Source organism: Kitasatospora sp. NPDC030952, assembly GCF_055571335.1.
In genome coordinates this window covers 1-19,740 of record NZ_JBVIFM010000010.1, presented here as the reverse complement: position 1 = coordinate 19,740, position 19,740 = coordinate 1, and the positions used below count along the sequence as shown (strand labels likewise).

Below are 19,740 nucleotides of genomic sequence, written 5' to 3'. Positions count from 1 at the left end.
CCCGACCGACCCGACCGGTCCGACCGGTCCGACCGGTCCGACCGGTCCGACCGACCCGACCGATCCGACGAGATCCGCCGGACCCGCCCTACCCCGCGACCGCCACCGTCACCTCGGCTTCGTGCCGCACCGGGAAGTCGACCGAGTTGGCGATGAAGCAGCCCCGGTTCGCCGCCGTGTGCAGGGCGAGCGCCCGCTCCACCATGCCCGGCTCGGCGACCTCGACCCGGGGGCGCAGCACCGCCGAGGTGAAGCGCCCGCCCTCCGGCGTCACGGCCATGGTGCCCGTCGGCCGGTCGACGTACGAGGTCACCACGACCCCGTTCACCGCGCACTGGTGCAGGTACGAGAGCAGGTGGCACTGGGAGAGCGAGACCAGCAGCAGCTGCTCCGGGTTCCAGCGGGCCGGGTCGCCGCGGAAGGCGGGGTCGGCGGAGCCGGGGATGCCCGGCAGGCCTTCGGCGGAGACCTCGACGTCGCGGGCGTAGGCGCGGTAGTCGCTGGTGCCGGTGCCCCGGTTGCCGGTCCATTCGATCTCGGCGGTGTACTCGTGCTGCCTGGCCATGGGCTTGCCTCCGTGGGAATGGGGTGTGCTGCCGGACAGTCAACCGCAGGAGGCCGCCAGGGCGGGGCTCAACCCCGTTCGGGCAGCCGCGCGAGGATCGCATCGGCGCAGTCCGCCACCGAGGCCCGTGAGGTGTCGACGACCAGGTCGTACGTGACGCCCCGGTGCACCGCCGAGGCCTGGGCGGCGGCCATCCCGGCGACCCGGTCGCCGCGCGCGGCCTCCCGGGCCGCGGCCACCGCCGGGTCGCAGCGCACGCCGACCCAGAGCACGTCCAGGCCCGCCAGCGCCGTGCGCCAGCGCTGCTGGGAGGCGGCTCCGCCGAGGAACACCTCGTCCACCAGGACCGGCGCTCCGGCCCGGGCCATCGCCGCCACCCCGGCCGACCAGGCGGCGTCCAGCCGGGCGAAGGCCGGCCCGACGGCCACCGTGCCGTCCCCGTCGCTCAGTCCGCCGATGCCCTCCCCGCCGCCGAGCAGCCACGGCGGCAGTGCCTCCACCATGGTGTCCGCCCCGAGGTGCAGCCAGGGCTCCGGCAGCAGCTCCTGCAGGCGCCGGGCGATGCTCGACTTGCCGGAGCTGGAGCCGCCGTTGAGGACGATCACGTGCACGGGTGCGTCCCGGCATCGAACGCCGCCGCGGCCCCCGCGAACGACGACGCCAGCGCGGGCGCCCCGGCCCAGTGCAGGTGCAGGTACGAGGCGTGCACGTTCCCGGCGGCGAAGCCCTCGGTGCGCGGCCCGGTCGGCAGGCGCCAGCCCCAGGCGGGGTGTTCGCCGGCGCCGGGTTCGCAGACCGTGCGGTGGAACTCGTGCCCGCGCAGCCGGGTGCCGGCCGGGGCGAGCGGGGAGTCGTGCAGGGCGACGGCCTCCCGGTAGCCGAGGGTGAGCCGTTCGGTCATCCGGGCGGTGGTGTCCAGCGCTCCGCACATCGGCAGGCCGTCCAACTCCCGCCCCAGGTAGAGCAGTCCGGCGCACTCGGCGGCGATCGGCCCACCCGCCGCCGCGAACTCGGCGATGGCCCGCCGCAGTTCGGCGTTCCCGCTCAACTCCCGTACGTACAGCTCCGGGAACCCGCCGCCGATGACCAGTCCGGCGGTGCCCGCAGGCAGCGCCGAGGCGTGCAGCGGGTCGAAGGGGACGACCTCCGCGCCCGCCGCGCCGAGCAGTTCGGCGTTCTCGGCGTACGAGAAGGAGAACGCGGCGCCACCCGCCACCGCGATCCGCGGGCGCCCGGCGACCGGCGCCACCTCGGCCGACGGGTCCCACGGTTCGGCGTTCAACTCGGGTGCCGTGCGGGCGAGTTCCAGTACCGCGTCCAGGTCGACCGAGGCCGCGACCAACTCGCCCATGTCCGCGACGGCCTTCAGCGCCTCCGCCGAGCGCTCCACCGCCGGGATCAGCCCGAGGTGCCGGGAGGGGGTGGCCACCGCCGCCGAGCGGCGCAGTGCGCCCAGCACGGGCACCCCGGAGCCCTCCTCCAGGGCCTCGCGCAGGAGGTGCTCGTGCCGGTCGGAGGCGACCCGGTTGAGGATCACCCCGGCGAGGCGCACCTGAGGGTCCCAGGACGCGAAGCCGTGCACCAGCGCGGCCACCGAGCGGGACTGCGAACTGCCGTCCACCACCAGCACCACCGGCGCCCGCAGCAGCTTGGCGACGTGTGCGGTGGACGCCAGCTCCCCGCGCCCGGAGGCCCCGTCGAAGAGGCCCATGACGCCCTCGACCACCGCGACGTCCGCCCCCGCCGCGCCGTGCAGGAACAGCGGCGCGATCCGCTCCGGCCCGCACATGAAGGCGTCCAGGTTGCGGCCCGGGCGCCCGGCGGCGAGCGCGTGGTAGCCCGGGTCGATGTAGTCCGGACCGACCTTGTGCGGCGAGACCGCCAGCCCGCGTGCGGCGAGCGCCGCGATCAGGCCGGTGGCGACGGTGGTCTTGCCGGCGCCCGAGGAGGGCGCGGCGACGACGAGGCGTGGGACGGTGCTCAACGGCCTACCACTCGATACCGCGCTGGCCCTTGCGGCCGGCGTCCATGGGGTGCTTGACCTTGGTCATCTCGGTGACCAGGTCGGCGACTTCGGTCAGCGCCTCGGGCGCGTACCGGCCGGTGATGACGACGTGCTGGCTGCCCGGACGGTCCTTGAGCACGGCCACCACCTCCGCCGGGTCGATCCACCCCCAGTGCATCGGGTAGGTGAACTCGTCCAGCACGTAGAAGCGGTAGGTCTCGGCCGCGAGGTCGCGCTTGACCTGCTCCCAGCCCTCCTTGGCCGCCTCCTCGCTGGTCATCTCCTGCTCGGCGGAGCGCTGGATCCAGGACCAGCCGGAGCCCATCTTGTGCCAGTCGACGCTGCCGCCCTCGCCGGAGGCGCCGAGCACGCGCAGCGCGTTCTCCTCGCCGACCTTCCACTTGGCGGACTTCACGAACTGGAACACCCCGACCGACCAGCCCTGGTTCCAGGCCCGCAGCGCCATGCCGAAGGCGGCCGTGGACTTGCCCTTCCCGGGGCCGGTGTGCACGGCGGTGATCGGCTGGGTACGGCGCTGGCGGGTGGTCAGGCCGTCGTCGGGAACGCTCTCGGGGACACCCTTGGGCATGTCGGCTCAGGCCGCCTTTCGCATCGAAGTGGAGACAGGTCGGTTCGCGCGGACCAGCGAGGCCACACCCTCCGCGCGCAGCTCGTCCAGGCTGACGGCGTTGCCGCCGAGCAGCCCGGCCAGGGTGCGGGCCAGGCCCAGCCGGACCGGGCCGGACTCGCAGTCCAGCACCACGCTCGCGGTGCCCTGGGCGGCGAACAGCGTGGCCGCGCGCTGGGAGCGGGCGAGCGCGTCGCGGCCGCCGGTGGCCCGGCCGTCGGTGACCACGACCAGCAGCGGGCGCCGGTTCGGGTCGCGCAGCCGCTCCACCCGCAGCACCTCGTGGGCGCGCAGCAGGCCGGCGGCCAGCGGGGTGCGGCCGCCGGTGGGCAGGGTCTCCAGCCGGGCGGCGCCGACCTCCACCGAGGAGGTGGGCGGCAGCGCCAGTTCGGCGTCCGCGCCGCGGAAGGTGATCATGCCGATCTTGTCCCGGCGCTGGTAGGCGTCCATCAGCAGCGACAGCACCGCACCCTTGACGGCGGTCATCCGCTGCCGGGCGGCCATCGAGCCGGAGGCGTCCACCACGAACAGCACCAGGTTGGACTCCCGTCCCTGGCGCACCTGTTCGCGGAAGTCGTCCTTGTGCAGCACCAGCGCCCGGCCGGACCGCCCGCGCGCCACCTGGTGCGGGGCGGCGGCCTGCAGGGTCGCGGTCAGGTGCAGCCGGCTCAGCGTGCCCTGCGGGCGGCGGGCCCGGATGGTGTGCCCGCCGGTGGTCTCGGCGGGGGAGCGGCGGCCCTGGGCGCCGTGGCCGGTGCCCTGCACGGTGAACAGCCGGGTCCGGTACGGATCCCCGGCCGCGACCGGGGCGGACTCCCGTGCGGGGGCGGGGTGTTGGGCCGGTACGGGCTGCGGGGCGGGCGCTTCGCCGTCCGCTCCGCTCGGCTCGGGGGCGGACGCCTCCGGGGCGCCGCCGTCGTCGGAGGGCTCGGGCGCACCGCCGCCGCCCGGACCGCCGTCACCGCCGCCGTCCGGGCCGTCCCCGTCCGGACCGCCGTCCCCGTCCGGGCCGTCACCCTCCGGCTCCTGCGAAGACTCCTCCGAGAGCGCCTCGGGCTCGTCCTGCTGGGCGTGCTCCTCCAGCGTCCGGTCCAGCTTCTCCTCGTCCAGCCCCGGGGCGTCGAACGGGTTGCGCCGCCGCCGGTGCGGCAGGGCCAGCTGGGCGGCCTTGCGGACGTCCTCCTCCAGCACCTCCGTCCGCCCCGCCCAGGCGGCCAGCGCGACCGCGGTGCGGGCCATCACGATGTCCGCGCGCAGTCCGTCCACCTCGAACGCCGCGCACACGGCGGTGATCTGACGCAGCGCCACATCGTTCAGCTCGACCTTGGAGAGCAAGTCCCTCGCCGTGGTGATGCGTTCGGCGAGCGCTCGCTCCTCCTCGGCGAACCGGGCGGCGAACGAGGCCGGGTCGGCGTCGTAGGCGAGCCGGCGCCGGACCACCTCGGCGCGCTCGGCCGGGTCCCGGGTGGCGGCGATCTCGACGGTCAGGCCGAAGCGGTCGAGCAGCTGCGGCCGCAGCTCGCCCTCCTCCGGGTTCATCGTGCCGACCAGCAGGAACCGCGCCGCGTGCCGCACCGACACGCCCTCGCGCTCGACGTACGAGCGGCCCATCGCGGCGGCGTCCAGCAGCAGGTCCACCACGTGGTCCTGGAGCAGGTTCACCTCGTCGATGTACAGCACGCCGCGGTGCGCCTTGGCGAGCAGCCCCGGCTCGTACGCCTTGACGCCCTCGGCCAGCGCGCGCTCCAGGTCGAGCGAGCCGACGATCCGGTCCTCGGCCACGCCGACCGGCAACTCGACCAGCTGGGAAGGCCGTTCACGGCTCCCGGCGGTGGCGTGAGGGCCGTCCGGGCACTGCGGGTCCGGCGCGGCCGGGTCGCAGGCGAAGCGGCAGTCGTCCACGACGGCGATGGCGGGCAGCAGCCCGGCCAGTGCGCGCACCATGGTCGACTTCGCGGTGCCCTTCTCGCCGCGCACCAGCACGCCGCCCACGGCCGGGGAGACCGCGTTCAGCAGCAGCCCGAGCCGCAGGTCGGCCATGCCGACGATCGCGGTGAACGGATAGCGGACGTCACTCATGCGTCACTCCCAGGTGCCCCGGGCGGGAGGAACGGCAGCGTTCCGGCCGCCGGCACCCCGCCCTCGATCAGCTTCCACAGCGCGTCGGTGTCCGCGTGTTCCTCGATCAGGTCGCCCAGCCGGTCCAGCCGGGCCTCGCGCGCCGCGGCGAACGAGGTGTCCGGCGCCGGCACGAACGCCCGGCCGGCCAACTCGGCGATCTCGCGCATGAGTTCGCGGCGGAAGCCGTCGTTCTCCAGCGCGCCGTGCCAGGTGGTGCCCCAGACCGAGCCGACCCGGCAGCCCTCCAGGCCCTGCCCGATGCCATCGGAGAAGAACGGAGCGCCACCCTCCATCGCCACCACCCCGTGGTGGATCTCGTAGCCCTCGACCCGCTGCCCGTACGCCTCGCCGACCGGCCGCGCCAGCACCTTCTCGACGCCGAACCGCACCCGGGTCGGCAGCAGCCCGAGGCCGTCGACCGCACCCGCCTTGGACTCCACCTCGTCCTCGATCGAGCGGGCCAGCATCTGGTAGCCGCCGCACACCCCGAGGATCGGCAGCCCGGACGCCGCCCGCGCCTTCAGCGCCGGCTCCAGCCCGCGCTCACGCAGCCAGGCGAGGTCCGCGACGGTGGCCCGGGTGCCGGGCAGCACCACCAGGTCGGCGTCGGCCAGCTCCTCCGGCCGGGTCGCCCAGCGCACCAGCACGCCGGGCTCCTGGGCCAGCGCGTCCAGGTCGGTGAAGTTGGACAGCCGGGGGAAGCGCACCACGGCGACCCGCAGCACGTCCGCCCCCAGCGGCCCGGGCCCGTCCGCCCGGTCCACCACGGTGGACAGGTCCAGCGAGTCCTCGGCGTCCAGCCACAGGCCCGGCAGCATCGGCAGGGTGCCCAGCACCGGACGGCCGGTCAGCTCGTGCAGCATCTCCAGCCCGGGCGCCAGCAGCCGGGCGTCGCCGCGGAACTTGTTGACGAACCAGCCCGCGACGTGCCGCTGGTCCTCCGCCGAGAGCAGCGCCAGCGTCCCGTACATCGCCGCGAAGACCCCGCCGCGGTCGATGTCCCCGACCACCACCACGGGCAGCGCGGCGGCCGTGGCCAGGCCCATGTTGGCGATGTCCCGGTCGCGCAGGTTGATCTCGGCGGGCGAGCCGGCGCCCTCGCACACCACCACGTCGTAGCGGGCGCGCAGGTCCGCCAGGCACTCCAGGGCGCGCTCCAGCAGGACGGGCTTGCGCTCCCGGTAGTCCAGCGCCCCCACCTCGGCGACCGGCCGGCCGAGCAGCACCACCTGGCTGCGGCCGTCCGCCCCGGGCTTCAGCAGCACCGGGTTCATCGCCGCCTCCGGCTCCACCCGGGCGGCCTGCGCCTGCATCGCCTGGGCGCGGCCGATCTCGGCGCCGTCGGCGGTGACGAAGGAGTTCAGCGACATGTTCTGCGCCTTGAACGGCGCCACCCGGACACCCTGGCGGACCAGCCACCGGCAGATCCCGGCCGTCACCACGCTCTTGCCCGCGTCCGAGGTCGTCCCCGCGACCAGCAGTGCGTTGCTCATGCCCTACCCCTCCTCATCCACAGGCGGACCACCAGATGCCCCGCGACCGACGTACCCAGCGCCAGCGCGCCCACCCGCCGGGACAGCGTGCAGGCCCGCTCGATGTCGTCCACCGTCACCGGCCGGAACTCCGCCCCCAACACCGGCCGGTGCTCCACCCGCGACTGTGGCTCCGCACCCGCCCCCGGGCGCTCGTGACCCGGAGCCGACGCGCCCTTCGGCTCGTGCGGGTACCGAAGACTCCCGCCCAGCCGCACGCCGACCGCCCCCGCGAAGGCCGACTCGGCCTGGCCCGCGTTGGGGCTCGGGTGCGCGGAGCCGTCCCGGCGCCAGACCCGCCAGGCGGTACGGGGTTCGGGCGCGGCGGCCACCGTCAGCAGCGCCGTCAGCCGGGCGCCCGGCCAGCCCGCCAGGTCGTCCAGCCGGGCCGAGGCCCAGCCGAACCGGGCGTAGCGGGGCGAGCGGTGGCCGACCATGGCGTCCAGGGTGTTCACCGCGCGGAAGGCCAGCAGGCCCGGGGTGCCGGCCAGGGCGCCCCAGGTCAGCGCGTTCACCACGGCGTCGGCGGTGTTCTCGGCCACCGACTCGACCACCGCCCGGGCGATATGCTGCTCGTCCAGCGCGCTCGGATCCCGCCCGCACAGGTGCGGCAGCCGCTCCCGGGCCGCCGTCAGGTCGCCCGCGGCGAGCGAGCGTCCGATGGTGCGCGCCTCCCGGGTCAGCGAGGTCCCGCCGAGCACCGTCCAGGTCGCCGCGGCCGCCAGCGCCGCCCGGCCCAGCGGACGCCGCCCGACCGTACGGTCCAGGACGAGCGCCCCAGCCGCGACCGCGCCCACGCACAGCGCGGTGTACCCGGCCCCGGCGGCCCGGTGGTCGCGCCACAGGCGCCGCTCCAGCCGGATCGCGGCGCTGCCGAACAGGGCGACGGGATGGCCGCGGCGCGGGTCGGCGAAACGGGTGTCGGCGGCGTAGCCCGCGACGGCGCCCAGCGCGAAGGCGGCGGCGCGGGTCAGCGGGCGCACGGCAGCGGGCGGCTAGGCCCTGTCCGGGGGTCCGTCTTCGGTGGGGCAGCCTGCATCGCGTGGGTGTCCTCACTCAGGGTCCGCGCCCTGGATCGACGTACCGGTGGCGAGAGTCTCCTGGCTTCCGGGTCGGACGCACCCACGGGCCTTCCAGCGGCTCCTGACGACCCGCCGTGGCGATTCCGAGGGTGCTCCCCGGTGACAGTGGCGGGACCGCGCCGGACTCGCACCGGCTTCCTCTCCATGCCTCCGTTTGGCCCCAGGATCCCATCACGCGCCCGAACCGGGAGTCAACCGAGGTCACGGAGGGGTTGGTCACACGACGTACACGCGCCCGCCCTGTGCGATCGCCCAGCGCGGAGCAGCGCCGACCGGCCCCGCTTCGTGCGTTCGGCGGCTGGGGACGCGCCGCCGGCCGCACCTACGTTCGGTGCCATGCGCCGCAGAAAGCCACCCGCCGCCACCCCCGCCCCGGTGCCGTTCTCGCCAGGAGCCGCCCGCGCCCACCGGGCCGGCCTCGGGCTGACCCCCGAGCAGGTCGCCGAGGGCATGGCCGCGCACGGCGTACGGCTGCTCCCCAGCCACGTGCTCGCCTGGGAGAACGGCGAGCTGCGGCCCGGCGAAGCCGAGTTCATCGCCCTGGCCCGCGCCCTCTGGTGCCCGGCCGACCAGTTGATGGACGGCCGCCCGGTGACCCTGCGGGACCACCGCCTGTCCCGGGAACTCCCCCAGGAGACCGTCGCCGAACGGATCGGAATGCCACTCCCCACCTACCGGCAGGCCGAACTGACCGGCCACTGGGACGGCGACCCTGACCAGACCCACGCCCTCGCCCAGGTACTCGGCCTGCGACTGACCGAACTGGTCGAGGCCACCGGCCGCCGCGAAGCCCTCGACCGACTGCTCCGCCAGTGCGTGGCCGGCCGCTGGCAGCCCCACCTGCGCCCACTCGCCCGACTGGTCCCCGTCCCGGAAGCCGACCTCGCCGCCGTCCTCCCCCTCCTCCAACAGGAACACCACATCCCCACCCACTGGGGCGCCACCACCCAGCCCCGCACCCCCACCCCACCCCTCACCCCCCGCTTCTGGCACCTCCTCAGCACCCACCACCCCACCATCCCCATCTGACCGGCCCACACCTCCACACCCACCCCCATCGGGCGCGCAGGGCAAAGCCCGCGCGCCCGCAACACCCCCACCCCCAGCAACTACCCCCACCCACCCCCTCACCCCCAGCACCCACCCACCCACCTCACCCCCTCCCCCTCCCCACCCGACCAAGGCGAGAGGGACGCGCTGCGGGAGGGGGCGGTGGAGGGGGTGGGTGCGGAGAGGGGCGTGACGGGTGATTTTCAGACCGCCCACGGCGCCCAACCCCCCACCACGAGGGTCGGCAGTCGGAAAATCATCCAGCCCCCGGAGCGCCCACCCCCGGAACCGCCCCCGGCCACCCACCCTCCCGAAAGCCCACCCCCCAACAACAGCCCCGCGCAGCGGCCCCCCGTCCCCCAGACAGCCCAGCCCAGTGGCCAGCCCCCCACCCCCCCGATGGACTGTTCCTCGAACACCGTCCGGTCCGCGCAGCGGACCCGTGCAAAAGAGCGGGGAACGAAATGCGTTGGGGAACCGCAGCCATCGTGGCGGCCGCCGCCGTGGGGGCCGCCGTCCTGGTGGTCGGCCGCCGCGCCTCCGAGCGGATGGTCCGTCCGGGGGCGGGGCCCGGCCCCGCCGCCGTCGGGCCGGACGCCGGGCCCGTGCTGGTGCGGAGCCTGGCCGCCGGCCGGGTCACCTTCAGCCGCCGTCCGGAGAGCCTGCGCCCCGGCCGCTGGGCGGTCGAGTGGGAGGGCGGCGGCCACGCGGTGGTCGAGGAGATCCTGCACCGGGACGAGCAGGGGGTCACCCGCCGGCTGGTCCGGGCCGACCGGGGCACCCTGACGCCCGGCACGGAGGTCCGTTTCACCCCGCGCGTGTACCTGGGCGATCCCACCGCCGCGTTCGGCCTGACCTTCATCGAGACCGCCGCCGACGGCGAGCTGGGCGCGCTGCCCGCCTGGTGGCTGGGCGGCAAGCGCGGCACCTGGGTGATCCTGGTGCACGGCCCGGAGGCCGACCGCCGGCAGACCCTTCCTGTCCTGCCGGTCCTGCACCGCCTGGGCCTGCCCGCACTGGCGGTCACCTACCGCGGCGACGAGGGCGCCCCGGCCTCCCCGGACGGCTACAGCCACTTCGGCGAGACCGAGTGGCGGGACGTCGAGGCGGCGGTGCGGCTGGCGCTGGACAACGGCGCGGGCCGGGTGATCCTCTACGGCTGGTCGGTGGGCGCCACCACGGTGCTGCAGACGGCGGCCCGTTCCGCCTGGGCGCACGCGATCAGCGGGATCGTCCTCGACTCGCCGGTCCTGGATCTGCCGGCAGCGGCGCGCCGGGACGCCGTCCGGGCCGGTTTCACCGGGGTCGCCGCCGAGCTGGGTGCGCTGGCCGCGGAGGGCCGCACCGGCGTCGACCTGGCTGACTTCTCCCGCCTCGCCGAGGGCGCGGACCTACGGGTGCCGACCCTGGTCCTGCACAGCCCCGACGACCGGATCGCGCCCTTCGAGAAGGCGGAGCGCCTGGCCGCTGCCCGTCACGACGTGGTGAACCTCCAGCGCTTCCCCGGGGCCGAGCACGCCGCGCTCTGGAACTCGGCCCCGGACCACTACACCGAACTCCTCCGGCGCTGGCTCACCCCGCTGCTCTGACCAAGCCGTCCCGCACCACAACCCACCCGCACCACAACCCACCCACACCACAACACCCCGCACCAGAAGTCGGCCAGTCCGACTTCCAGTGCACCGCCACGTGCCCTCCCCCCGTCGCCGACTGGCCGGATTCCAGCCCTCCGCTTCCATCGCGAGCCACCCCGGCCACCCCGCCGCACCCGTGCCAGATGCCCCGCGAAACCCCGCGAAACCACGGACAGTGACCATTCGGACGGGAAGCGCAACGCCCCACCGCCACCCTGACATGCCCCCGCCACCCGTTTCCGGCCAGGCGGTTTGCCGCTGTTGCCCGATCTTGCGGAGGTGCCGTCCCCGGTCGCGCGGGCGTACGGACAACCGGATGTGACAGAAGGCCCATGCAAGGGGAAGACTGCTGGACGTGACGTCTCGGAACCCGCGCGACCGTGATGCCCCGCTCCCGCCGACAATCGGTACCGGTGCGACGGTGACCCGTCTCCCCGGTACGGCCCACCGGCCATCCGGTGGCAGGCCGGGCGGGGCCGGTGTACCCCGGCGACGAGGGCCCGCGCCGGCGCCCGGTCGGGGCCGGGTTCCGGTGCCCGAGGGTTTCCCCGCGCCGGCCGAGCTGGCGCCGCTGGCCCGTCGGATGCTGGTGGATGCCGTCCGGATCGCCCGTTGGGCCGGGGAGCTGGCGGAGGTCGACAAGCGCGGCGAGCTGCTCCCGGACGATGCCCGGGCGGCCGGCCGCGCCCTGGCCATGACGGTCGGCGCGGCGGCCAAGGCATGGGGCCAGGCGCTGCTGGTGGGCCTGGTGGAGGCCCGGGACGGCGGAGCCGGCCCCGGGTGGCGCCTGCACGCCTGGGAGCACGACGACGAGGCCGTGGTGCGCGGCTGGTCCGGGCTGTTCGACGCCTGGACGCTGCTCGCCCCGGTGCCGCCCGCCGCGCTGCGCGGGGTGTTCGCCGTCCTGGCCGGCCAGGCGGTGGACCAGGCCCCGCAGCTGCTGTCCTTCCTGCACCTGGTGGACGGCCCGGTGGCCGAGAGCGAGCTGCTGGAGCTGCTGCGCCGCGGTCTGGACGAGCGCCGGGTCGGCGCCGCCCTCGGCGGCCCGGGCCTGTCGCCGGTGCCGCACGCCGCCTCGGCGGTCTCCGCCGTGCGCGGCACCTGCCGCGCGCCGCAGATCGACACCCCGGCCGCGCCCTCCGACGTGGCCGCCGTGCTGGACTGGATGCTGGACGGCCTGGCGGCGGTCGGCGCCGTGCTGCGCCGCGACGCCGCCGCCGAGCTGTCCCCGCTGGGCCACTGGGCGGTCCGGGCGAAGCTGGAGGAGATCTGCACGGTCGCGCAGACCGCGGCCGGGCACATCGAGCAGAGCGCCTTCGAGCTGCTGAACGCCTGCGCGGACTACTCGCCGGGCCCGGCCCGGGCGGAGTTCCGGGCCTGGGTGGCGGCCCGCCCGGCGGACCGCGCGGTGGCCGAGCTGCTGGACGCGGCCCGGGGCGACGACGCGCTGGTGCGCGGGCTGGCCTTCGAGGCGCTGCGGGTGGCCGGCGGGCCGGCCGAGCAGGCGGTGCGGGCGGCGGTGGACGCGCCGGTGCTGCGCCCGTACGCGCTGCTGTGGCTGGCCGAGCGCGCCGACGAGGGGGTCTCCCCGGCGGACGTGCTGGGTGCCGAGGACGCGGCCTGGCTGTGGGTGGACACCGCGGCCGCGGTGCTGGACCACGGTGAGACGGAGCTGCTGGTGGGCCATGTCGAGGGTGCCTCGGCGGGCGACCCGGTACGGCTGTTCGCCCGGGCCCGGCAGTCGGGGCACCCGCGGGCGGCCTCGGTGCTGACGGCGGTCTCCGGCGTGCACCCGGACCCGGGCGTGGCCCGGGCGGCCCGCCGTTCGGCCTTCAGCGTCCACACCGGCGGCGCATAGCCCCCGCCCCAGCCGAACGAGGAAGAGCCGGAGCTCCAGCCAACAGCCAAATCCAAACGAGGAAGGGCCCGGAACCACCAGGTTCCGGGCCCTTCCTCGTACAGCGAGACCTCAGCCGAGCCGCGACTCCGCCCGCCGGGCGCGGACGTCGCCGACCTTCTGCCCGACCTTGCGTCGGATGACCAGCAGCGGCGCCATCGCGGCGAGCGTGATCTGGGCGAACGCGCCCACGTGCATCAGGGTGTCGCCACCGGGCAGCCCGGTCGCCCAGGCGGCCAGGCAGCCGATCGCCACCACGACCCAGCAGAGCGTGGCGGTGGCCAGCAGCCCCTGCGGCTTGGGGTACTCGATCCGGCTGACCATGAGGTACGCGGCGCCGAAGATGGCGAGCAGACCGGGCAGGAACGGCGGGTCGAGCAGCACGATGGCGATGACCGTCATCGCGCCCATCGGGCAGGGCATGCCCTGGAACACCCCGGGCCGCATCTTGACGGCCGAGAAGCGGGCCAGCCGCAGCACCACCGCGAGCAGCACGGTCAGCGCGATCAGCGCCGACAGCTTGGTGTTGGAGCCCTGGGAGACCATGCCCCAGACCGCGACGAAGTAGGCCGGCGCGATGCCGAAGCTGATCAGGTCGGCCAGGTTGTCCAGTTCCGCTCCGAGGGCGGAGGAGCGGAGCTTGCGCGCCACCAGTCCGTCGAAGAGGTCGCACATCGAGCCGATCAGCAGCAGCGTCACCGCGGTGGCGGCGCTGTGCCGGTCCGGAGCGGCGTCCGGGTTGGTGATGTGCGGGACCAGGACCCCGGTGGTGATCGAGTAGATCGCCAGGAAGCCGCAGACGGCGTTCCCCAGGGTCAGGAAGTCGGCGGTGGACAGGTGTTGGGGGGAGCGCGGGGCCCGCAGTTCGCGGTCGCGCGCCCAGCGGCGGCGGCGCAGGGCCGTCTCCTCGTCGTCCAGGCCGACGATTGTTTCAGGATCAGTCACGGTCAAGGCGTGTCACCCCGGCTGTGGTCTTCTGGCCGACCTCGACGCCGACCTCGACGCCGGCCGGCAGGTAGGTGTCGACCCGGGAGCCGAACCGGATCAGGCCGATCCGGTCGCCCTGCTCGACCTTGGTTCCGGCGGCCACGTACGGCACGATGCGACGGGCCACGGCCCCCGCGATCTGCACCATCTCGATGTCGCCGAGTTCGGTGTCGAAGTGCCAGACGACCCGCTCGTTCTGGTCGCTGTCCTTGTTGAACGCCGGGACGAAGCCGCCCGCGACGTGCTCGACCGACGTCACCGTGCCCGGCAGGGGCGCGCGGTTGACGTGGACGTTCAGCGGGCTCATGAAGATCGCGACCCGGGTGCGGCCGTCCGGCCAGGCGTCGATGCTCTGGACCACGCCGTCGGCGGGGGAGATGACTCTGCCGGTGCCGATCTCACGCTCGGGGTCGCGGAAGAACCACAGCATGCCCGCGCCGAGCGCGCAGGCCGGTACCGCGGCCAGGGCCCACTTGCCGTTGCGCCGGGTGAGGGCGGTGGTCAGGGCGGCCGTGGCGAGGGTGGGGACGAACCAGGGGGTGGCTCCGCGCGCGATGGTCACGCGGGGTCGCCGACCGGCCGTCGGGGCTGCGAGGGCATCGCGGTCCGTGACGGAGGTGTGAGGGGACGGGCTGATGGGCATCGAAAACCTTTGTCGCGGGGGATCATGGCCGCTGGACGGGGGCCACCGCGGGATCGGTAATAGAGGGACGGCTTGCTGTCCCGGTGGATGCTATCGGGAGCACACGGTGGGTGGGCAACCCGCCTGCTCGTTCATGTGTCCGGTGGGAGTGCCTGTACGCATCCCGCTTCTACGACCGTAGCTCGCCCCGGTCCGGTTCCCAAGGGACCGGACGAGGCTGGTGACTCTTGTCTCAGCAGTCGGGCGGCCGGAACCCGTTGGGGGACACGGGCCGTACGGGGTGGAAGAAGGTGTACGGAAGCGGCCGCAGGGCGCGTCGCTGCAGCTGTACGCCCTGCGGCCGCTTTCCGGAGGCCGTGCCGGACCCAGGCGGACCAGGCCGGGTCCGTGACGTGGCACGGCGCTCTGCCGGGACGGGCCCGCACGCCCGTCGACCGGCGGTTCGGAGGGGGCCGCCCGTCAATCGGGGCGGCCCCGCAATCACTCGGCGGTCCCCCGGGCCGGGGCCGGGGGCCGGCCGGTCACTCGGCGATCCGGTACTCCTCCAGGAGCCGGCGTCCGACGATCATCTTCTGGATCTCCGCAGTTCCTTCACCGATGAGCAGCATCGGGGCCTCGCGGTAGAGGCGCTCGATCTCGTACTCCTTGGAGAAGCCGTAGCCGCCGTGGATCCGGAAGGCGTCCTCGACGACCTCCTTGCAGTACTCCGAGGCCAGGTACTTGGCCATGCCGGCCTCGAGGTCGTTGCGCTCTCCGCTGTCCTTCTTGCGGGCGGCCATGACCATCATCTGGTGGGCGGCCTCGACCTTGGTGGCCATCTCGGCGAGCTTGAACTGGATCGCCTGGTGCTCGGCGATCTTCTTGCCGAAGGTGGAGCGCTGCTGGGCGTAGGAGATGCCAAGCTCGAAGGCGCGGCGGGCGACGCCGCAGCCGCGGGCGGCGACGTTGACCCGGCCGACCTCGACGCCGTCCATCATCTGGTAGAAGCCGCGGCCCGGGACGCCGCCGAGGACGCGGTCGGCCGGGATCCGCACGTCCTGCAGCACCAGCTCGGTGGTGTCGACGCCCTTGTAGCCCATCTTCTCGATCTTCCCGGGCACGGTGAGTCCGGGGACGGTCGGGTTCGGACCGAAGCCCGCCGTCTTCTCGATCAGGAAGGTGGTCATGTTCTTGTACGGGCTGCTGCCGCCCTCGTCGGTCTTGCACAGGACCGCGACCAGGGTGGAGGTGCCGCCGTTGGTGAGCCACATCTTCTGGCCGTTGAGGACGTAGAAGTCCCCGTCCTTGACGCCCTTGGTGGAGATGGCCGAAACGTCGGAGCCGAGGCCGGGCTCGGACATCGAGAAGGCGCCGCGGATTTCGCCGGCGGCCATCTTCGGCAGGAAGTAGTCCTTCTGCTCCTGGGTGCCGTGGGCGTTGATCATGTGCGCCACGATGAAGTGGGTGTTGACGATGCCGGAGACCGACATCCAGCCGCGGGCGATCTCCTCGACCACCAGGGCGTAGGTGAGCAGGGACTCGCCCAGGCCCCCGTACTCCTCGGGGATGGTGAGGCCGAACAGCCCGAGCTGCTTCATCCCCTCGACGATGGCGGTCGGGTACTCGTCCTTGTGCTCCAGCTCGGTCGCGACCGGAATGATCTCCTTGTCGACGAAATCCCGCACGGTGGCGAGGATGTCCCGCTGGATCTCGGTGAGGCCGTCGGTCTGTGCGAGGCGTCCCATCGTGCGGCTCCGGAATGTCTGAAAGGGCGGGGGGGGGGGGATTTTCGGGGGCCCTGCCGGCGTGGCTGCGGCAGCAGGGCCCCCGACCGGGTGGGGGTCGGCCGATGACGGCGGCCTCCCCGTCCGGGGTCTTTCGGGGTGCTCCCCTTTCTATAGGGGTGGTCCCTATGGAAAGGGGAGCGTTCAGGGGGCGGTTCAGGAGAGCGGCTCGGGGCGGCCGGGCTGCTCGCCGCCGCGCTCCTTGATGTAGGTCTCGGTCGGCACCATCACCTTGCGGCGGAAGATGCAGACGACCGTGCCGTCCTGCTTGTACCCCTTGGTCTCGACGTGGACGATGCCGCGGTCGTCCTTGGACTTGGACGGCCACTTGTCCAGGACGGTCGTCTCGCCGTAGATGGTGTCGCCGTGGAAGGTCGGCGCGATGTGGCGCAGCGACTCGATCTCCAGGTTGGCGATCGCCTTGCCGGAGACGTCCGGGACGGACATGCCGAGCAGCAGCGAGTAGACGTAGTTGCCCACCACGACGTTCCGGCCGAAGTCGGTCGTCTTCTCCGCGTAGTTGGTGTCCAGGTGGAGCGGGTGGTGGTTCATGGTGAGCAGGCAGAAGAGGTGGTCGTCGTACTCGGTGACGGTCTTCCCGGGCCAGTGCTTGTAGACCGCGCCGACCTCGAACTCCTCGTAGGTGCGTCCGAATTGCATGGCCTTACGCCTCCGCCTTCTTCTCGGATCCGGGCAGTTCGAACTTGGTGGTGCGCTGCATGCCGGCGGCCCGGCCCTTGCCGGAGATGACCAGGGCCATCTTGCGGCTGGCCTCGTCGATCATCTCGTCGCCCAGCATCGCGGAGCCCTTGGCGCCGCCCGCCTCGGAGGTGCAGTAGTCGTAGGCGTCGAGGATCAGCTCGGCGTGGTCGTAGTCCTCCTGCGAGGGCGAGTAGACCTCGTTGGCGATGGCGACCTGGTCCGGGTGCAGCACCCACTTGCCGTCGAAGCCGAGGGCGGCGGAGCGGCCGGCGACCTCGCGGTAGCCGTCGGCGTTGCGGATCTGCAGGTACGGGCCGTCGATCGCCTGGAGGTCGTTGGCGCGGGCGGCCATCAGGATGCGCATCAGGATGTAGTGGTAGGCGTCGGCGTTGTAGCCGGGCGGCTGCTCGCCGACCACCAGGGACTTCATGTTGATCGAGGCCATGAAGTCGGCGGGGCCGAAGATGATGGTCTCCAGCCGGGGCGAGGCCTCGGCGATGGCGTCGACGTTGATCAGGCCCTTGGCGTTCTCGATCTGCGCCTCGATGCCGATCTTGCCGACCTCGAAGCCCATGGTCTTCTCGATCTGGGTGAGCAGCAGGTCGAGCGCCTTGACCTGCTCGGCGTCCTGGACCTTGGGCAGCATGATGCAGTCGAGGTTGGGGCCGGCGCCCTCGACCACGGTGATCACGTCGCGGTAGGTCCAGTGGGTGGTCCAGTCGTTGACCCGCACGACGCGGGTCTTGCCGCCCCAGTCGCCGTTGTTCAGCGCGTCGACGATGTGGTGGCGGGCGCTCTCCTTGACCAGCGGGGCGCAGGCGTCCTCGAGGTCGAGGAAGACCTGGTCGGCCGGGAGGCCCTGGGCCTTCTCCAGGAAGCGCGGGTTGCTGCCCGGTACGGCGAGGCAGGAGCGGCGGGGGCGAAGCCGGTTGACGTTGCTCATGAGGGTGGTTCTGTTCCTTCCCAGTGGTCAGCTGGTCAGCTGGTCAGTTCGTGGCCGTGGTCGGTGCGGGCGTCCACGGCTGGAGCCGGTTGGCCAGCCGGATCTCGTCCACGATCCGGCCGATGATGGTGGTGATGCCGAAGTCCTTCGGGGTGAACACGGCGGCGACGCCGACGGCCTTGAGGGCCTCGCCGTCCGCTGCCGGGATGATGCCACCCACGATCACCGGGACATCCTCCACCCCGGCGCGGCGCAGCCGCTTCAGGACGTCGGGCACCAGCTCGGTGTGCGCGCCGGAGAGGATCGACAGGCCCACGCAGTGCACGTCCTCCGCCACCGCGGCGGAGACGATCTGCTCCGGGGTCAGCCGGATGCCCTGGTAGACCACCTCGAACCCGGCGTCGCGGGCCCGGACGGCGATCTGCTCGGCACCGTTGGAGTGCCCGTCCAGGCCGGGCTTGCCGACCAGCAGGCGCAGCTTGCCGGCGCCCAGCTCCTCGGCGGTGGCGGCGACGGCGGCGCGGACCTGCTCCAGTTCCCCGCCGGGCTCGGCGGTGACCGCGACGGGTGCGCCGCCCACGCCGGTGGGGGCGCGGTACTCGCCGAACACCTCGCGCAGGGCGAAGGACCACTCGCCGGTGGTGACCCCGGCCCGGGCGCAGGCGAGGGTGGCCGGCATCAGGTTGGCCCCGGTGGCGGCGACGGCCTTGAGCTCGGCCAGCGACTCCTGGGCGGCGGCCTCGTCGCGCTGTCCGCGCCAGGCCTCCAGGGCGGTGAGCACGGACTGCTCGGAGGCCGGGTCGACCACCATGATCGCGGTGTCGAGGTCGGCGGTGAGCGGGCTGGGCTCGGTGGTGTCGAAGCAGTTGACGCCGATGATCTTGTCCTCACCGGACTCGATCCGGGCCCGGCGGGCGGCGTGCGAGGCGACCAGGTTGGACTTGAGGTAGCCGGACTCGACGGCCGGAATCACCCCGCCCATCTCCAGCACCTTGGCGATCTCCGCCTCGGCGCCGGCCAGCAGCGCGGCGGTCTTGGCCTCGATCACCTCGGAGCCGTTGAAGATGTCGCCGTACTCCAGCAGGTCCGACTCGTAGGCCAGCACCTGCTGGATCCGCAGCGACCACTGCTGGTCCCAGGGTCGGGGCAAGCCCAACGCCTCGTTCCAGGCCGGGAGTTGGACGGCCCGGGCGCGGGCGTCCTTGGACAGGGTGACGGCCAGCATCTCCAGCACGATCCGCTGGACGTTGTTCTCCGGCTGCGCCTCGGTCAGCCCGAGCGAGTTGACCTGGACGCCGTAGCGGAAGCGCCGCTGCTTGGGGTCGCTGACGCCGTAGCGCTCCAGCGTGACCTTCTCCCAGAGCCGGGCGAAGGCGCGCATCTTGCACATCTCCTCGACGAAGCGCACCCCGGCGTTGACGAAGAAGGAGATCCGGGCGACCACGTCGCCCATCCGCTCGGCGGGGACCTGCCCGGAGTCGCGGACGGCGTCGAGCACCGAGATGGCGGTGCACATCGCGTAGGCGATCTCCTGGACGGGCGTGGCCCCGGCCTCCTGCAGGTGGTAGCTGCAGATGTTGATCGGGTTCCACTTGGGGATGTTGCCGACCGTGTAGGCGATCATGTCGGTGATCAGGCGCACCGACGGGCCGGGCGGGAAGACGTGCGTCCCGCGCGACAGGTACTCCTTGACGATGTCGTTCTGGGTGGTGCCGGTGAGCTTGGCGATGTCGGCGCCCTGCTCCTCGGCGACCACCTGGTAGAGCGCCAGCAGCCACATCGCGGTGGCGTTGATCGTCATGGAGGTGTTGGTCTGTTCGAGCGGGATGCCGTCGAACAGGGTGCGCATGTCGCCGACGTGGCCGACCGGGACACCGACCCGGCCCACCTCGCCGCGGGCGAGGATGTGGTCGGAGTCGTAGCCGGTCTGGGTCGGCAGGTCGAAGGCGACGGACAGGCCGGTCTGGCCCTTCGCCAGGTTCCGCCGGTAGAGCGCGTTGGAGTCGCTCGCGGTGGAGTGCCCGGCGTAGGTGCGCATCAGCCAGGGCCGGTCGCGCTTCTGGGGCTCGGTCATCGGAGGCGCCTCAGATGTTGCGGAAGCGGTTGATGGCGGGCAGGTGCTTCTCGCGCAGTTCGGCGTTCTGGACGCCGAGGCCCTCCTCGGGGGCCAGGCAGAGCACGCCGACCT

Annotated in this window: 16 protein-coding genes and 1 riboswitch; of the genes, 3 read left to right on the top strand and 13 right to left on the bottom strand. The window is 73.6% G+C overall.

Translation table 11 applies throughout. From position 1 onward, the window contains the following. Positions 1-88: 88 nt before the first annotated feature. From ACZ47G_RS18865 to ACZ47G_RS18835, 7 genes are all read right to left on the bottom strand, one after another. Complete coding sequence (locus tag ACZ47G_RS18865) at positions 89-565, bottom strand: OsmC family protein (protein WP_465744019.1); 477 nt, start codon at positions 563-565, stop codon at positions 89-91. Between the two features lie 68 nt (positions 566-633). Beyond that, positions 634-1,170 carry a chloramphenicol phosphotransferase CPT gene (gene cpt / locus ACZ47G_RS18860; RefSeq protein ID WP_465744402.1) on the bottom strand — a complete coding sequence of 179 codons (537 nt, stop codon included), beginning with the start codon at positions 1,168-1,170 and terminating at the stop codon, positions 634-636. Further along, positions 1,167-2,549, bottom strand: a complete 1,383-nt coding sequence (locus tag ACZ47G_RS18855; protein ID WP_465744017.1) for a cobyrinate a,c-diamide synthase — start codon at positions 2,547-2,549, stop codon at positions 1,167-1,169. The genes cpt and ACZ47G_RS18855 overlap by 4 nt, the downstream gene beginning before the upstream one ends. Before the next feature lie 4 nt (positions 2,550-2,553). Then, positions 2,554-3,159 (bottom strand): cob(I)yrinic acid a,c-diamide adenosyltransferase, encoded by a 606-nt coding sequence (gene cobO / locus ACZ47G_RS18850; protein ID WP_380459016.1) that lies wholly within the window; start codon positions 3,157-3,159, stop codon positions 2,554-2,556. A 6-nt stretch (positions 3,160-3,165) separates the two neighbouring features. Beyond that, complete coding sequence (locus tag ACZ47G_RS18845; protein WP_465744015.1) at positions 3,166-5,277, bottom strand: putative cobaltochelatase; 2,112 nt, start codon at positions 5,275-5,277, stop codon at positions 3,166-3,168. Next, positions 5,274-6,812, bottom strand: a complete 1,539-nt coding sequence (locus tag ACZ47G_RS18840) for a cobyric acid synthase (protein WP_465744013.1) — start codon at positions 6,810-6,812, stop codon at positions 5,274-5,276. Before ACZ47G_RS18840 ends, ACZ47G_RS18845 begins: the two co-directional genes overlap by 4 nt. Beyond that, positions 6,809-7,834, bottom strand: coding sequence for a cobalamin biosynthesis protein (locus ACZ47G_RS18835; RefSeq protein WP_465744011.1), 1,026 nt, complete (start codon positions 7,832-7,834; stop codon positions 6,809-6,811). The genes ACZ47G_RS18840 and ACZ47G_RS18835 overlap by 4 nt, the downstream gene beginning before the upstream one ends. A gap of 111 nt (positions 7,835-7,945) precedes the next feature. Continuing rightward, a riboswitch (cobalamin riboswitch) is annotated at positions 7,946-8,073 on the bottom strand. Between the two features lie 196 nt (positions 8,074-8,269). Here ACZ47G_RS18835 and ACZ47G_RS18830 point away from each other — a divergent pair. From ACZ47G_RS18830 to ACZ47G_RS18820, 3 genes are all read left to right on the top strand, one after another. Continuing rightward, complete coding sequence (locus ACZ47G_RS18830; RefSeq protein WP_465744009.1) at positions 8,270-8,962, top strand: helix-turn-helix domain-containing protein; 693 nt, start codon at positions 8,270-8,272, stop codon at positions 8,960-8,962. A gap of 485 nt (positions 8,963-9,447) precedes the next feature. Next, entirely contained in the window at positions 9,448-10,572 is a 1,125-nt protein-coding gene (locus ACZ47G_RS18825) for an alpha/beta hydrolase family protein (protein WP_465744007.1), read from the top strand. 577 nt (positions 10,573-11,149) lie between these two features. Further along, complete coding sequence (locus ACZ47G_RS18820) at positions 11,150-12,475, top strand: hypothetical protein (RefSeq protein ID WP_465744005.1); 1,326 nt, start codon at positions 11,150-11,152, stop codon at positions 12,473-12,475. Between the two features lie 111 nt (positions 12,476-12,586). Here ACZ47G_RS18820 and ACZ47G_RS18815 read toward each other — a convergent pair whose 3' ends face one another. The 6 genes from ACZ47G_RS18815 to ACZ47G_RS18790 form a co-directional block, all read right to left on the bottom strand. Then, the gene (locus tag ACZ47G_RS18815; RefSeq protein WP_380463542.1) at positions 12,587-13,465 is read right to left on the bottom strand and encodes a CDP-alcohol phosphatidyltransferase family protein; all 879 of its coding nucleotides are present in this window, start codon (positions 13,463-13,465) and stop codon (positions 12,587-12,589) included. Then, positions 13,452-14,144, bottom strand: a complete 693-nt coding sequence (locus ACZ47G_RS18810) for a phosphatidylserine decarboxylase (RefSeq protein WP_380463540.1) — start codon at positions 14,142-14,144, stop codon at positions 13,452-13,454. Before ACZ47G_RS18810 ends, ACZ47G_RS18815 begins: the two co-directional genes overlap by 14 nt. 521 nt (positions 14,145-14,665) lie before the next feature. After that, positions 14,666-15,868: an acyl-CoA dehydrogenase family protein gene (locus ACZ47G_RS18805; protein WP_380463539.1), complete on the bottom strand. Its 1,203-nt coding sequence runs from the start codon at positions 15,866-15,868 to the stop codon at positions 14,666-14,668. A gap of 195 nt (positions 15,869-16,063) precedes the next feature. After that, complete coding sequence (locus tag ACZ47G_RS18800) at positions 16,064-16,567, bottom strand: MaoC family dehydratase (protein ID WP_465744002.1); 504 nt, start codon at positions 16,565-16,567, stop codon at positions 16,064-16,066. A gap of 4 nt (positions 16,568-16,571) precedes the next feature. Beyond that, complete coding sequence (locus ACZ47G_RS18795; RefSeq protein ID WP_465744000.1) at positions 16,572-17,552, bottom strand: HpcH/HpaI aldolase/citrate lyase family protein; 981 nt, start codon at positions 17,550-17,552, stop codon at positions 16,572-16,574. Positions 17,553-17,595: 43 nt separating this feature from the next. Then, entirely contained in the window at positions 17,596-19,626 is a 2,031-nt protein-coding gene (locus ACZ47G_RS18790; protein ID WP_465743998.1) for a protein meaA, read from the bottom strand. Positions 19,627-19,740 lie beyond the last annotated feature (114 nt).

Coding starts and splice junctions, on each gene's coding strand:
- ACZ47G_RS18865 (WP_465744019.1), bottom strand. CDS start 565: ATGGCCAGGCAGCACGAGTACACCGCCGAGATCGAATGGACCGGCAAC.
- cobO (WP_380459016.1), bottom strand. CDS start 3,159: ATGCCCAAGGGTGTCCCCGAGAGCGTTCCCGACGACGGCCTGACCACC.
- ACZ47G_RS18845 (WP_465744015.1), bottom strand. CDS start 5,277: ATGAGTGACGTCCGCTATCCGTTCACCGCGATCGTCGGCATGGCCGAC.
- ACZ47G_RS18840 (WP_465744013.1), bottom strand. CDS start 6,812: ATGAGCAACGCACTGCTGGTCGCGGGGACGACCTCGGACGCGGGCAAG.
- ACZ47G_RS18830 (WP_465744009.1), top strand. CDS start 8,270: ATGCGCCGCAGAAAGCCACCCGCCGCCACCCCCGCCCCGGTGCCGTTC.
- ACZ47G_RS18825 (WP_465744007.1), top strand. CDS start 9,448: ATGCGTTGGGGAACCGCAGCCATCGTGGCGGCCGCCGCCGTGGGGGCC.
- ACZ47G_RS18810 (WP_380463540.1), bottom strand. CDS start 14,144: ATGCCCATCAGCCCGTCCCCTCACACCTCCGTCACGGACCGCGATGCC.
- ACZ47G_RS18805 (WP_380463539.1), bottom strand. CDS start 15,868: ATGGGACGCCTCGCACAGACCGACGGCCTCACCGAGATCCAGCGGGAC.
- ACZ47G_RS18800 (WP_465744002.1), bottom strand. CDS start 16,567: ATGCAATTCGGACGCACCTACGAGGAGTTCGAGGTCGGCGCGGTCTAC.
- ACZ47G_RS18795 (WP_465744000.1), bottom strand. CDS start 17,552: ATGAGCAACGTCAACCGGCTTCGCCCCCGCCGCTCCTGCCTCGCCGTA.
- ACZ47G_RS18790 (WP_465743998.1), bottom strand. CDS start 19,626: ATGACCGAGCCCCAGAAGCGCGACCGGCCCTGGCTGATGCGCACCTAC.